Here is a 14,169-nt window from a genome sequence, read left to right as displayed (position 1 = left end):
CGTGTTCGCGGCCCGCGCGGAAGCCGCGGCCCCGGTACAGATGTCGGCCCAAAAGTACAGATGTCGGTTCAAACACGGTGTTTCGACCGACATCTGTGAAAATCCACTGACATCTGTACCGCGATCAGCCGAGCGTCAGCGACCTACCCGAACGGCGCGACGGGCGGCAGCTCTTTCAGCACGGCATCCGTCGCCTTCTTCACCACTGCTGCGGGTGCGCAGCCGTCGTGCGGGAGGTCATCGAGCCTGGCGGCGATCTTCCCCGCCACGTACGGCGCAGCGAACGACGTGCCGCTCCAGGCCGCGAAACCGCCGCGATAGTCGTCCGGATCGATCGTCTCGCGGGGCAGGTCGCCGACGTCATCCCTGGTGACGGCCTGCGTCCCGCCCGTGAAGGCGGGAGTCGTCGAGACGACAGCGGCGCCGGGCGCGAACACGCGCACCCATGGCCCGACGTTGGAGAACAGCGCCAGAGATCGGCGGGAGGGGTTGAGCGCCCCGACCGAGACGAGCGGGACGGCTTTGTCGGTCGACAGGCCGTTGTCGGCACCCGGCCACGCCCACAGCGACGCGGGGAACGACGGGCGATCGATCGCGTCGTTGCCGGCCGAGCACACGACCACCATGCCCAGTCGGCGCGCCGTGCGCAGCAGCTCGTACAACAGCAGCGAGAACTGTCCGTCCTTCGGAGTCTCGTGGTAGTAGCCGAGTGACAGATTCAGCACGTCGATCGGCCGACCGCCCTCTGCTCCCTCCACGAACCGCCGGTGCAGCTCGACGACGGCCGCAAGGGCCCGCAGGAACGTCGTCTCATCCACCACTCCGAGTGACCCTGCGATGCGGATCGAGAGGATGTCGGCATCCGGAGCGGTCTGGCGTACCAGACCCGCGATGAACGTGCCGTGCCCTGCCACCGCATCGATCTCGCCGTCGAGCTGCCCGTAGAGGTCGGGGTAGACCTCGGGATCGTCAGCGCCGGTGAGGCCGATCGGTGTTCCATCCAGCTCGACCGTCCTGGTCACGATCGAATCGGGCAGCCACTCGTGCGCCCCGCATCCAGTGTCGAGCACCGCGACGACCGCCCTGCGCCCGGTCTCAGGGTCCGCAGTGCGCACCGGTGCGGCGCCGATCCAGGCGATCGGCTGCCTGCCGCCACGACCCGGTTCCATGTAGTCGTCGCTGCCGACCGCGCCCGCGCCGCGCACCGGATTGGATCGGGTGAACGGGTTCGTCCGCGTGAAGGGGTTCGTGCGCGTGAACGGATTCAGCCCGACGGGATCGATCGCGAGCACGTGCTCGAGGCCGGCACGCGGCATCGGATCGCGGGTGATCTTGCGCGCGCGCTGGAGCACGCGCCAGGCATCCGGCGCCACGGGCGATTCGCCCGCACCCGGCTCGTCCGGTGTCGTGAGTCGGGCGCGATGCAACCCAGGAACGTCGGGGAGAGTGTTCGGGCGTCGCCCAGCACGCAGCACGTCGTCCTCTTCGACCTGCAGCCGCCATCCGAAGGCCCCCGCGGCCTCCATCAGTGCCTTGAGGTCGCGATCGTAGGCACCGTTCTCGTCATCGGGATGCTCGGTGATCAGCATCCGATCCGGCAGGTAGGCCGTGGGGAACGCGCGGATGCCCTCGACGGGATCCACACCGGGATCGAGTGCCGCACCACGGGGGATCGACCCCTCGGCGCGGTCCTGCCAGCTCCAGCCTCTCGGGTGCTCCATTGCTCTCCCTCTCTACTGCGTCAGCGCCGGACTCGTCGTCGCTCTCAGACTTCGAACTGCGGCGTGAGCAGATCCTTCGCAGCTCCGGTGCTGACGAGCAGCGCACGGCTGAGCCCAGGGGGGATCTCATCGAATGCGCACCGTCCCTGCTCGTCCGGTACGGCCGTCCAGGTGCGCTCGTCCGGTCCTTCTCCCTGGATCAGACGCAGCTCCGTGGCGTCGGCATCCACCCATCCGTCCACTCGGCGCCGACCGCTCGCCGTGCGGCTGATGTGCAGCACGATGCTTGCTGCACCGTCGCTGAACTGCAGCGTGGTCGTGTCGCTGTCGCCGCGAACGGCTGCGTGCGCATTCTCCATCAGCGTCAGCAGCGCGTACTCGCGCGAGACATCAGCGACCGCGACTGCGGCGATCGTGCGGTCGACGAGGCCTTGCGGCATCGGGTCGATCTCGTCGATCGCTGTGCGCAGAAGCGCGAACAACTCTTCATCCGAGCGGCTCATCATGACCTCCCTCGGCCGGTGCGAGCCCCGTGCGCACCAGCTCGGTGCGCAGCTTCACGAGGCATCGTCTGCGAGTCGGGCCGATGCTGCCGATCGGCATGTCGAGATCGGTGGCGATCGAGGCGTAGTCCGGTCGGTCGTCGAAGGCCACGATGCGCAGCAGGCGCCGGCAGCGTTCGTCGAGCGTGCCGACGGCGGTCCAGATGCGCCGAGCCTCATCGGATGCCGCGACCTCGTCCTCGGCCGATTCCTGTGGTGGAAGCATCGGCTCGAGCAGATCGTCAGCCGTGGCATCCGCTCGTCGGTGGCCCTTGCTCACGCGCCACGCTTCACGGCGCGCGGTGACGGTGAGCCAGCCGGAGACCGCCCGGCCGTCCGCGATCCGCTCGTGCCCTCGCACGAGCGCGAGCCACGTCGACTGCACCACGTCTTCGGCGAGTGAGCGTTCGAGCCCGTATGCGCGGACGACGTGCCACAGCACGGGGGTCATGAGACGCACCAGGTCATCCATGGCGCGCCTGTCTCCGGAGCGCCAGTCGGCGAACAGATCAGCTGCGCGTTCCCAGCGCGCGGATCCGTCGCTGACGGCGCCTGCGGGCGAGGCGTCGGTCATGAAGATCATTGTGCTCACATCTACCAGGAGCGCGGCAAGGGATCGCTGATACATCGTGCGCCTAGCGCGGTCGCGAGGTTCGGTCGCGAGGTGGCGCTTGTTGTCGCTTGACGGTCATGGAGGCGGCACCAAGCGACACCTGCTGGGGCTCGACCGTGTCGCGCCTAGGCTCACTCGAACTGACGGGCGTGCGCCGACCATCCGGCCTCGACGGGAAGTGCGCGCAGCCCTCGATTCGCGACGGCGAGCAGCACCGAGATCACGCACAGGACGGATGCCGCGACCAGCGTGTTCTCGCGTCCGATCGCAGCGAGTCCGAACCCGGCGATCAGCGGTGCGAGGGGCATCGCCCCCATGCCGAGGACGGCGGATGCGCTGTTCGCCCGGCCGAGCAGTTGGGTCGGCGTCGCGACCATGAAGTAGCCCATCAGAGCGGCGTTCACCGCAGGGACGAAGAACACCGTCGCTGCGAGCACGACCACCAGTGCCAGTGGTTCGCGGGCGGGGATCATCCCGAAGACGCCAAGGGTTGCGACGCCGAGTCCGCCGATGATGACGACGCTCGCGCGGATCCGTGACACCAGCAGAGGGGCGAGGAGGGCGCCGACGAGCATGGCGACCCCCGCGCCGGTCGCGAGCAGGCCGATCGTGATGGTCGAGTGGCCCGCCTGTTGCAGTGCGTAGATGACGGTCGTCATCGCCGTGCTGAATCCGAGATTCACGATGGTCGCGACGAACAGGACGCCGCGCAGATCGCGTCGGGAGAACAGCCACCGGAATCCCTCGGCGATCTCGCGCAGCGCGTTCGGGCGGCCGATGGCCGCGGCTGCGGCCGCGAGGCCGACCTCGGATGCCGCGGCATCCGCCTCTCGTTCTGGAAAACCCAGACCATCTGGCGTGGCGTCGGCGCGTCGCGGCGCGACATGCCGAAGACGCGCCGAGTCGTCTGCGTTTTCCCTCGGGTGGCGCCTCGCGGAGCCGGATGCTGCGGCGCTCGAGGCTGCATCATCGGGGGCGGAGCGGCGCAGCATCCACGCCGTCGCCACCGCGATCACGTGGCACGCGGCCATTGCTGCGCCGATCAACCACGCGCCCGCCGCGAGCAGCACACCGCCGAGCGGCCCGCCCGCGAGCTGCAGCACGGCGTCGCGTCCCTGGTTCGCGGCCTGGGCCCTGCCCATCGCGTCATCGGGCACGATCTCCTTCAGTGCGCTCTCGCCTGCGATGTCGAAGAATCCGGCACGCGCGGCGAGGGCGACATCGATCACCAGCAGCGTCACGAAGGTGAGCGCATCGGTCAGGGCCAGAGCGGTGAACGCGCCAGCGAGCACGACGCCGGTGGCCGAACCGATGATCATCATGACGATGCGGCTGTGCCGGTCGGCGAGCACGCCGCCGAACACGGTGGTGATGGTGCGGATCGTCATGCCGACCGCGCTGATGATGCCGGCCTGCGCCGGATCGTTCGTGACGAACAGCGCGATCAACGGGATCGCGAAGCCGAAGAGCGCGGAGGCCAGGCCCTTGGCCGTGTCGCTGATCAGCCACGTGATGTAGCGGACGTTGCGGGTCAGGCGGTGAGCGATTGCGGTCGTCATGTGTTCGAGAATAGATCCGCAAGAGATATTGCGCAACTAAGATTGCGCAATATCTGTTGTGGATAGACTCAGTGCATGGCAGACGAGAAGGATTCGGTGAACGAGCAGCCGTCCGTGCCGGCGCCTGAGCAGTCGTCCGTGCCGACGCCTGCGAACCCGGCGCCTGCGAACCCGGCGCCCGTGGACGACGTGCGTCCGGACGAGCCGCACGCCGACGGGGTGCACTCCGATGCGCGGCATGCGACGACCGCGATGCTCAAGGCGTATGCGCACCCGCTGCGCCGTCGCATCGCCAAGGCGGTCGCAGGACGCGGTCACGCTCGTGCAGCGGACGTCGCCGCCGATCTCGGAGTCGCCGCCAACAGTGTCAGCTTCCATCTGCGCGTCCTCGCGGACGCCGGCCTCATCGAAGAGGCGCCGGAGCACGCCCGTGACAAGCGCGATCGGGTGTGGAAGGCCACCGAGGGGTCATGGAATGTCGGGTCCCCTGAGCATCCGATCGCCGACGAGGAGCTCGGCGGAACGTTGATGATGGCGCTCGCCGACGACCATGTCGACATGGTGCGCAGGGTCGTGGCGTGGGCTCCGGAGTACGTCTCCGGTCGTGACCCGGTGGTGCACGGCACCTTCGCGCAGGCGAACCTGCGGCTGACAGAAGCCGAGTTCAAAGAGCTTGAGCGGCGGATCCACGAGCTGATCAGAGAGGTCGAGGACGCTCACGACCCCGACGATCCGGACACCCGCATCTGGGGCCTCGACATCGTCGCCGCCGACGACACGATCTGACGCGGCCCGTTCACAACTCCTCAGAGAACACGAGAATCGGCCCGAGCGAGGCGCATTTGACGCGGATCGGGCCGATTCTTGAGGAGTTGTGAACGCGCGGGTACTACGGCTTCGCCCGACGGAACGCCAGGAACGAGATCCCCGCGAGCACCGCGACCGCGACCAGGCCCCACAGTGCCAACCCGAGCGCTCCGAAATCGAGGATCCCGATCCACACCTGCTCCCACAGTTCGAGCCGCGTGATGAGGTAGATGATCCCGATCAGCGAGAGGCCGACCGCGACTCCGACGACCGTGATCACCACGGCCCCCCAGCTCTTGTAGATCGTGGCACCGGTGAAGCCGACCACGAAGAAGAACAGGGCGAGCGTGAAGTAGACGATGAATGCGCCGAGCGGACCGGCCTCCCACAGCCACGGCAGGTGGAAGACGTAGCCGTTCACGCCGTAGCCGTCGGTGAGCAGCTCGATGGCCCCTCCGATCAGGAACAGCACGCCCATGAACGCGCTACCGAGCACCGCGGTGATCAACGTCCCGACGAAGAACTCGCGCCTGGTGATGCTCATCGCCTGTGAGAACGGGAAAGTCAGCGTCATCGCCGTCATGCCGACCGCGAAGAACACCCACAGCGGAGCTTGACCGCCGCCGCCGTACTTAGGCTCACCACCGGGGATCATCGCGTAGATCAGCACTGACAGGAGCGTGGCGCCGGCGAGAACGATCAGCGGCACCCAGATGAAGGTCTGCTTGTTGATCAGCTGCAGTCGGACGACATTGAGCGTGCGGGACATCAGCGGACCTCCTGGTTTTCTGCGCCGTTTTCTGCGCTGGCCTTCTGGGTGAGGCGGACGATGAGCTGTTGAAGCGACACGGGTGCGAGATCGAGACCGGATGCCGTGACCTGTGCGCGTTCCTCGGACGACAGCGCGCCGAGCACGGTGACGGACGCCACTCGTCCGAGCTGGTCGCGGTGCAGCACTTCGCGCGACGCCACCCAGGCGTCGACCTCGGCCGAATCACCGACGACGGTCACTGCGCGATCGCGCACGGCATCCGTCTCCTCGTTCAGAAGGATCTTGCCGTCATCGATCACGATGACCCGCTCGATGAGGTTGGCGACCTCATCGATCAGGTGCGACGACAGGATGATCGTACGCGGGTGCTCGGAGTAGTCCTCGAGCAGGCGGTCGTAGAAGATCTGCCTGGCGACCGCGTCGAGACCGAGGTACGGCTCGTCGAAGAACGTGATGTCGGCGCGCGAGGCGAGACCGATGATCACGCCGACGGCCGAGAGCTGCCCGCGGGAGAGCTTCTTGATCGTCTGCTTCATCGGCAGCTGGAATTCCTTGATCAGCTGCTCGGCGAGCTCCTGATCCCAGTTGGTGAAGAACAGCGACGCCGCTTTGAACGCATGGCGAGGGGTCGCGTCATCCGGGTACTTCTGGCTCTCGCGCACGAAGCAGATCCGGCTGAGTACTCGAGCGTTCTCGTACGGGTGCTCGCCGAACACCTTCACGTCGCCGGATGTGGCGAAGTTCTGCGCGGTGAGGATCGACATGAGTGTCGTCTTGCCTGCGCCGTTGCGACCGAGCAGACCGTAGATGGCGTCGCCCTCGAGCGACAGCGACACGTTGTCGAGCGCGCGCTTGTCCTTGTAGTGCTTGGAGAGGTTGTTCACCTCGATGACAGCGGTCATGCGGGGTTCCCTTCGGTGGTGGATGCGGATGCCGCGACTGCAGCGCGCTCGCGCAGCAGCGCGGCGAGGTCGTCGGCGCCGAGGCCCAGCGTGCGGGCTTCGGCGAGGAGGGGATCGATGTAGCGGTCGGCGAAAGCGGAGCGCCGCTCGCCGAGCAGAAGCTCGCGGGCTCCGGTCTGCACGAACATGCCGATTCCGCGGCGTTTGTACAGCACTCCCTTTTCGGTGAGCATGGCGACTCCTTTCGCGGCGGTGGCGGGGTTGATCCGGTAGAAGGCGGCGAGCTCGTTCGTCGACGGAGCCTTGGACTCCTCCTCGAGCGAGCCGTCGAGGATCGAGTCCTCGATCTGCTCGGCGATCTGGAGGAAGAGCGCCTTGCCTTCTTCGATCACTGATGCCTCCTGGTTGTCAGTTGGTTGCTTACTCGACTAACTAACCATAGAACCTGGAGTGCGTCGAGCCTTGTGGCGATGGACGTGATTCGTTCCGCCCGCATAACTCCGGAGGATTCTTCAGAATCCGCGGATTCCGAGCAGCGCGGGTGCCTGTCGGCGAAGAATCTCCGGAGTCATGCGCGGATCGCAGGCGAGAAGTGTGGACCCAGGCGTTAAGCAGTCGTCCGGAGGGTCCGCGAACTGCCGTAGCCGCGCGCATCGGTTCGGCGTAGCATCCGACGTATCGGGCCGCTGGGGCGCCTCATCAGATCGCGCCTACCTTCGCGACTCCAGACGAAGGGAATGGGATCATGCCGCTGTACATGGACGTCCACACGCTCGGCGATGCCGTGAGCATGGAGGACGTCGCCAAGGCGCACGCCGCCGACCTGCAATTGCAGGATGAGCATGACGTGAAGTACCTGCGCTATTGGGTCGACGAGCCGGGCGGGAAGATCTTCTGCCTCGTCGACGCACCGGATGCCGAGGCCGCGAACACCGTGCACAGGGAAGCGCACGGGCTCGTCGCCGACGAGATCCATCTCGTGAAGGAGGGCGCGTAGCGGCGGCGCGCAGCACAGCCCGCGTACAGTGGGCGGGTGCCAGAGTTCGCCTTCAGCCGGCTTCGCCGTCACCCCGACGTGGAGGCGACGAACCTCCAGGCCTGGGATGCCACCGACGAGCTTCTCGTCCAGCGTGCGCTCGCCGTGGATCTGCCGGGCGACGAGATCGCGGTGATCGGTGACGAGTACGGTGCGATCACACTCGCGTTGACGGATGCCGGGCGCATCGGCATCCGCGTGCATCAGGATCTCGTGACCGGAAGGCGGGCGCTGACGCGCAACGCCGAAGAAATCGGCCTCGAAGGATTCACCTCCCACGAGCTGGATGAAACGCTGCTGTCGGGTGCGCGGCTCGTGCTGCTGCAGCTGCCGAAGGCGCTCGCCGAGCTGGAGGAGATCGCGGATGCCGTCGCCCGCTGGGCCGCAACCGACGTGGTGCTGGTCGCCGGGGGGCGAGTGAAGCACATGACCCTCGCGCAGAACGAGGTGCTCGGACGCCGCTTCGCCGAGGTGCAGCCGCAGCGCGCCGAGCGGAAGTCGCGCCTGGTCGTGGCATCCGAGCCGCTGCCAGCGCCGGATGAGCCGCCGTATCCGCAGCGGGCGCAGCATCCGGGGTTCGGGCTCACCATCGTCGCGCACGGCGGGGCGTTCGCCGCGAACCGGATCGACATCGGAACCCGCGTGCTGCTCGGGGTGCTGGAGGGGATGCTTCGGGGCGGGGAGGGAAGGCTTCGACTCCCTTCGGTCACTCTACCCGTTTCGTCTCGCTTCGCTCGCTCAACGACCCACCATGGGGATCCCGCGCCGACCGAACCTTCGCGGGTCGTTGAGCGAGCCGAAGGCGAGACGAAACGCGTTGAGCGAGGAGCGCAGCGACGAGTCGAAGCGGCCTCCACCGTCATCGACCTTGGCTGCGGCACAGGAGCGCTCGCCGCGTACTACGCGCTGAACCACCCCGAAGCCAAGATCACGGCGACCGACCGCTCGGCGGCAGCCGCGGCATCCGCCCGCGAGACGATGATCGCGAACGGCGTCTCCGACCGCGTGACGGTGACGCACGACGATGCCGGCTCCGAACTGCCGGACGGCAGCGCCGACCTCATCCTGCTGAACCCGCCGTTCCACCTCGGCGCGAGCGTGCACACCGGGGCGGCGACGCGCCTTTTCGAAGCCGCGGCGAGACTTCTCCGCCCCGGCGGCGAACTGCTCACCGTGTTCAATTCGAGCCTCGCGTATCGCCCGGAACTGACGAGGATGATCGGCTGGACCGAGCAGCTGCATCGCACCTCGAAGTTCACCGTGACGCGCAGTATCCGCCGCTGACACGCCAACACTCAGATTGTCGACATTCGACAGAATCCCCGTTCAGGCAATAAAAAGGTACGACGTCAACGTGGACGAGATTTGCCCCTGACCGGCCCTTTTGTTACGTTGAAATGTAGGCCTTTCGGCTTATAGACCAGTCCGCGGTCACGTCCTTCCTTCGATGAGCTGTGCTGCGAAGAGGCGTGGGCGTACGGTCGATGTTCTTTGCGCGGATCCGAAATCCGTTGCCTGAGCCGCCAGTGCAGAACTGTCGAAGCGGCCCCGTGATCATCACCCGGGCGCAACCGAAGTCGGCTCCGAGACCCGAAGAATCGGAAGCCACCGGGGGAAACGTGACCGAAACCGCTCTCGAAGCGCGCCATCTTTTCAAGGTGTTCGGACGTAATCCGAACCAGGCTGTCCGCCGCCTGAAGGCGGGCGAATCCCGCACCGACATTCAGGATGCCGGAACCGCTGCCGTCATCGACGCCAGCTTCACCGTCAACCGCGGTGAGATCTTCGTCATCATGGGACTGTCCGGATCGGGCAAGTCCACCATCATCCGCATGCTCAACGGCCTGCACGAGATCACCGACGGCTCGGTCGTCGTGGGCGGCGACGAGATCGCCGGAGTGCCCGCATCCCGCCTGCGCGAGATCCGCCGCGAGAACGTGTCGATGGTGTTCCAGCACTTCGCTCTGCTGCCGCACCGCACGGTCGCCGACAATGTCGCTTACCCGCTTGAGCTCAAGGGCGTGCCGAAGGCCGAGCGCCTTGCCAAGGCCAACGAGGTCATCGCGATGGTCGGCCTCGACGGCTGGGGCGACAAACTTCCCTCGCAACTGTCCGGTGGAATGCAGCAGCGAGTCGGCATCGCGCGGGCGCTCGCTGCAGACACCGAGATCCTCCTGATGGACGAGGCGTTCAGCGCCCTCGACCCGCTCATCCGTCGAGAGATGCAGGAGCAGCTGGTGGAGCTGCAGGAGAAACTGCAGAAGACGATCGTCTTCATCACGCACGACCTGAACGAGGCGATGTTCCTCGGCGATCGGATCGCGGTCATGCGCGACGGCCGCATCGTGCAGATCGGTACGCCAGAAGACATCCTCACCGACCCGGCCAACGACTACGTCGAGCAGTTCGTGCAGGATGTCGACCGCGCACGCGTGCTCACGGCAGCCAACGTCATGGAGCGTCCACGTCCGGTCGTCGCAGACACCGCCGGCCCTCGGACGGCGCTGCGCCAGATGCGTGACGCCTACATGTCGGCGGCATACGTCACCGGCCGCGACCGCAAGCTGCTCGGCATGGTCACCGACCGCGACGCCGTCAAGCTCGTTCGCAAGGGTGAGACTTCGCTGAAGTCGATCCTCAAGCCCGTGCCGCAGAGCGTGCCTGAGGACGAGGTGCTGATGAACCTCTTCGTCCCCGCCGTCGAGTCGCAGCTGCCGCTCGCGGTCGTCGACGCCGAAGGACGCCTGACCGGTGTCATCCCGCGCGTCACGCTGCTCGCAGCTCTCGGCCCCGGCCCGAACTCGACGGAGGAGATCACCTTGCCGCTTCCGCCCGTCTCGCACGCCGAGATCGCCGCGGTGCTGGGAGAGGCGGCCGATGCCGTGGCTCCTGCCGCAACGACCGGAGATGCCGCCCGGGTCGTTGAGCGAGCCGAAGGCGAGACGAAACGGGCTGAGCGAGCGCGAGACGAAGCCGAACCGCAGACCGAAGGAGAGGTGCGCTGATGGACGGTTTCCGCATTCCGATCGGCGAGTGGGTCGCCGCCGCCGTCGCGTGGGTCAAGGACAACCTCGAGGGCGTGCTCGACTTCATCTCGTTCATCGTCAAGTTCCTCGTCAACGGACTGACCGATGTACTTCTCAGCACGCCGATCGTCGTGCTGATCATCATCGCCGCGCTGATCGCCTGGGCAGTGCGCTCGATCTGGATGGCAGTCGGTACGGCGGTGTCGTTCGCGCTGATCCTCAGCATGGGGCTGTGGGTCGCGGCGATGCAGACGCTGTCGCTCGTGGTCGTCGCCGCGCTCATCGCGGTGGTCATCGCGATCCCGCTGGGCATCTGGTCGGCGCGCAACGCCACGGTGCGCACGATCATGAAGCCGATCCTCGACTTCATGCAGACGATGCCGGCCTTCGTTTACCTCATCCCTGCGATCGTGTTCTTCAGCATCGGCGTCGTGCCCGGGCTTGTCGCCACGGTGATCTTCGCCCTGCCTCCCGGCGTGCGTATGACCGAGCTCGGCATCCGAGGCGTGGACTCCGAGACGGTCGAGGCCGGACACGCGTTCGGTGCGACACCGGGGCAGATCCTGCGCGGCATCCAGCTTCCGCTCGCGATGCCGACCATCATGGCCGGTGTCAACCAGGTCATCATGCTCTCGCTGTCAATGGCGGTCATCGCCGGCATGGCCGGGGCCGACGGCCTCGGAAAGCTGGTCGTTCAGGCCATCTCGACCGTGAACATTGGCAAGGGCGTCGAAGCCGGCCTCGGCGTCGTGCTGCTCGCCGTCTTCCTCGACCGCGTCACCGCGGCGCTCGGCACGCCGAACGAGCACACCTCCTCGCTGCTGGGCATGATGGCTCGCCGTCGCGGTGCGCAGCAGGCGGGCAAGGCGGATGCCGCGGCAGAGGCCGAGCGCGCGGTGGCGTCGCCGCACCGCGCACCCATCGGCGGCGGAGCCGCATAGACCCATCCCTCACCCATACGAAACGCAGCAGAACATACGGAAGGAAAGCACCATGAAGAAGTTCCGGCATATCACAGCCGCCGTGGCCCTGGGGGCCGTGGCATCCCTCGCCCTCGCCGGTTGTGCGACGGGCAATGAAACCGCAGGCGGAGACGGCGGCGGTGACAGCGAAGGCGGAGACAAGGGCACCATCACCCTCGGCTTCATCCCTTCGTGGACCGACGGCCTCAGCATGGCCTACCTGGTCCAGGACCAGCTCGAGAAGCTCGGCTACACGGTCGAGCTCGAGACACTGACCGAGGCGGGCCCGCTGTACACCGGGCTCGCACAGGGCGATGTCGACATGTTCCCGTCGGCATGGCCTGAGGTCACGCACGCGGAGTACATGGAGACCTACGGCGACGACCTCGAAGACCTCGGCGCGTACTACGACAACGCCAAGCTCACGATCGCCGTGCCCAGCTACATGGACATCACCTCGATCGAAGACCTCAAGGGTCAGGCCGCTCGCTTCGACGGCAAGATCATCGGCATCGAGCCGGGCGCGGGCCTCACGGGCGTCACGCAGGACTCGATGATGCCGGAGTACGGTCTCGATGGTGAGTACACCCTCGAGACGTCGTCGACCTCCGGCATGCTCACCGTCCTCGGTGAGGCCATCGATAACAAGGAGGATCTCGTCGTCACGCTGTGGAAGCCGTTCTGGGCGAACAGCGAGTACGACGTCAAGGAGCTCGAAGACCCGCTGGGTGCGATGGGTGAGGCCGAGACGCTGAACTTCATGGCGCACAAGGGCTTCGCTGAGGAGTTCCCCGAGGCCGCTGAACTCGTCAAGCAGATCAAGCTCGACGACGACCAGTACGGTTCGCTCGAGGACCTCGTCGTCAACGAGTTCGAAGAGGGCCAGGAGGCCGAAGCCGTCGACAAGTGGCTCGAGGAGAACGGCGACCAGTTCGACTGGGTCGTCAAGAAGTAATCACTTCTCGCGTCTGGGGGCGTCGCGGCTTCGGCCGCGGCGCCCTCTTCGTTGCGCCGATCGTTGCGCCGACGCCCCCTGTCTGCGCCGACGCCCCCTCCCGCAATTGCGAGGGGCGTGGGCGGCATGAGGGGGCGCCGAGGTCAGATCTCAACCTCGGCACGCAGCCGCTCCTCCTCGAGGTGTGCGCGCACCGCCCTCACGCCGGGGAGGAACAGGCTGGCGACCGCCGCGATGCCCAGCCCGATCAGGGCGACCGTGACGGAGGCGCCGAGCGCATCCAGCACGCTCGCCTGACTCCAGTCGCCGCCGACCTGAGCGAAGAAGATCGTCGTAGAGACCGCGATACCGGCAGTCGCACCCAGTTGCTGGAAGGTGCTGTAGGTGCCTGATGCGGCTCCGGCGTCCGCGACTGGAATCGTTGCGAGGGCGACGTCGATGAGAGGAATGATGATGAGCGAGAGGCCGAGGCCTGCGGTGAGCATTCCGCCGACAGCATCCCAGCCGGTGAAACCGACGCCGGTCGCGCCGAGCACTGTGGATGTCCACCAGATTCCGATCGCCATGAGCACGCACCCCACGGCAATCAGGGCCTTGCCCAGACGACCGGTGAGCGGTACCGCCACGCCAGTGCCGAGCATTGCGCCGACGCTGAACGCCAGCAGGTTGAGTCCGGCGGTGAGTGCGTCGAATCCGAGAGCGAGCTGCAGGTACAGGATGAACGGCAGTGTGAAGGCGTTCATCGCACCCTGGAACATCGCCTGCGTGATGAGTCCGGCGCTGAAGCCGCGGTTGCGGAACAGTTGCAGTGGCAACAGCGCCGAACCGTCCGTGCGCTGGCGTCGACGCGAATGGGCGACGAAGACAGCCAGCAACAGGACGCCGACTCCCACCAACAGCCACAACCAGGCCGGCCACCCCAGTGATCGTCCTTCGATGAGCGGGATCATCAGGCACAGCAGCGCCGCTGTCAGTAGTGCGACTCCGGCGAAGTCGGTGCGCATAGGCCGATCTGATCGGGTCTGCGGGACGAAGCGCTTGCTGAGGGCGAAGATCACGATCCCGACCGGGACGTTGATGAGGAAGATCGCTCGCCAGCCGAGCCCCCATGCGTCAGCATCCACGAGCCAGCCCCCCAGCACGGGGCCGATGACGGCGGCAAGGCCGGAGACGGCTCCGATGAGTCCGAAGATCGGTGCGCGCTCGCGCCGCGCGTAGACCGCCTGAACGGTGGCGAGAAGCTGGGGCACCATGAAGGCGATGGATCGCTGGAG

At 66.7% G+C, this 14,169-nt stretch carries 14 protein-coding genes; 6 read left to right on the top strand and 8 right to left on the bottom strand.

The features are described 5' to 3' along the window. Positions 1-143: 143 nt before the first annotated feature. The 4 genes from JF52_RS0106565 to JF52_RS0106550 all read right to left on the bottom strand — a co-directional run bounded on the left by JF52_RS0106565 (position 144) and on the right by JF52_RS0106550 (position 4,435). Entirely contained in the window at positions 144-1,721 is a 1,578-nt protein-coding gene (locus tag JF52_RS0106565) for a S8 family peptidase (protein WP_033105504.1), read from the bottom strand. A 44-nt stretch (positions 1,722-1,765) separates the two neighbouring features. Next, on the bottom strand, positions 1,766-2,224 hold the full coding sequence (locus JF52_RS0106560) for a hypothetical protein (protein WP_235272336.1): 459 nt from the start codon (positions 2,222-2,224) through the stop codon (positions 1,766-1,768). Continuing rightward, entirely contained in the window at positions 2,208-2,837 is a 630-nt protein-coding gene (locus JF52_RS0106555; protein ID WP_235272335.1) for an RNA polymerase sigma factor, read from the bottom strand. Before JF52_RS0106555 ends, JF52_RS0106560 begins: the two co-directional genes overlap by 17 nt. 170 nt (positions 2,838-3,007) lie before the next feature. Beyond that, positions 3,008-4,435, bottom strand: coding sequence for an MFS transporter (locus JF52_RS0106550; RefSeq protein WP_033105502.1), 1,428 nt, complete (start codon positions 4,433-4,435; stop codon positions 3,008-3,010). Between the two features lie 75 nt (positions 4,436-4,510). Between JF52_RS0106550 and JF52_RS0106545 the strand changes: the two genes are divergently transcribed. Further along, complete coding sequence (locus JF52_RS0106545; protein ID WP_235272334.1) at positions 4,511-5,221, top strand: ArsR/SmtB family transcription factor; 711 nt, start codon at positions 4,511-4,513, stop codon at positions 5,219-5,221. Positions 5,222-5,324: 103 nt separating this feature from the next. Here the strand turns inward: JF52_RS0106545 and JF52_RS0106540 are convergent, their stop codons facing one another. The 3 genes from JF52_RS0106540 to JF52_RS0106530 are packed head-to-tail and all read right to left on the bottom strand — an operon-like array spanning position 5,325 to position 7,308. Next, positions 5,325-6,011, bottom strand: coding sequence for a hypothetical protein (locus JF52_RS0106540; RefSeq protein ID WP_033105501.1), 687 nt, complete (start codon positions 6,009-6,011; stop codon positions 5,325-5,327). Beyond that, complete coding sequence (locus tag JF52_RS0106535; protein ID WP_033105500.1) at positions 6,011-6,916, bottom strand: ABC transporter ATP-binding protein; 906 nt, start codon at positions 6,914-6,916, stop codon at positions 6,011-6,013. Before JF52_RS0106535 ends, JF52_RS0106540 begins: the two co-directional genes overlap by 1 nt. Then, positions 6,913-7,308 carry a GntR family transcriptional regulator gene (locus JF52_RS0106530; RefSeq protein ID WP_033105499.1) on the bottom strand — a complete coding sequence of 132 codons (396 nt, stop codon included), beginning with the start codon at positions 7,306-7,308 and terminating at the stop codon, positions 6,913-6,915. The genes JF52_RS0106535 and JF52_RS0106530 overlap by 4 nt, the downstream gene beginning before the upstream one ends. A 353-nt stretch (positions 7,309-7,661) precedes the next feature. Here JF52_RS0106530 and JF52_RS0106525 point away from each other — a divergent pair, with 353 nt between their 5' ends. From JF52_RS0106525 to JF52_RS0106505, 5 genes are all read left to right on the top strand, one after another. Beyond that, on the top strand, positions 7,662-7,913 hold the full coding sequence (locus tag JF52_RS0106525) for a DUF4242 domain-containing protein (protein WP_033105498.1): 252 nt from the start codon (positions 7,662-7,664) through the stop codon (positions 7,911-7,913). A gap of 36 nt (positions 7,914-7,949) precedes the next feature. Continuing rightward, complete coding sequence (locus JF52_RS0106520) at positions 7,950-9,236, top strand: class I SAM-dependent methyltransferase (RefSeq protein ID WP_033105497.1); 1,287 nt, start codon at positions 7,950-7,952, stop codon at positions 9,234-9,236. Between the two features lie 335 nt (positions 9,237-9,571). Beyond that, a complete protein-coding gene (locus JF52_RS0106515; RefSeq protein WP_084595780.1) occupies positions 9,572-10,957 on the top strand; it encodes a quaternary amine ABC transporter ATP-binding protein in 1,386 nt (461 codons plus the stop codon). Next, positions 10,957-11,919 (top strand): ABC transporter permease, encoded by a 963-nt coding sequence (locus tag JF52_RS0106510; protein WP_033105496.1) that lies wholly within the window; start codon positions 10,957-10,959, stop codon positions 11,917-11,919. The genes JF52_RS0106515 and JF52_RS0106510 overlap by 1 nt, the downstream gene beginning before the upstream one ends. Positions 11,920-11,971: 52 nt before the next feature. Then, positions 11,972-12,895, top strand: coding sequence for a glycine betaine ABC transporter substrate-binding protein (locus tag JF52_RS0106505; RefSeq protein ID WP_033105495.1), 924 nt, complete (start codon positions 11,972-11,974; stop codon positions 12,893-12,895). A gap of 143 nt (positions 12,896-13,038) precedes the next feature. Here JF52_RS0106505 and JF52_RS0106500 read toward each other — a convergent pair whose 3' ends face one another. Next, positions 13,039-14,148, bottom strand: coding sequence for an MFS transporter (locus JF52_RS0106500; RefSeq protein ID WP_052166810.1), 1,110 nt, complete (start codon positions 14,146-14,148; stop codon positions 13,039-13,041). Positions 14,149-14,169: the final 21 nt, after the last annotated feature.

It is taken from the genome of Microbacterium profundi (assembly GCF_000763375.1).
GTDB lineage: Bacteria > Actinomycetota > Actinomycetes > Actinomycetales > Microbacteriaceae > Microbacterium > Microbacterium profundi.
Note: the sequence above shows the minus strand (reverse complement) of the source record. Positions and strands in the feature narration are given on the sequence as shown.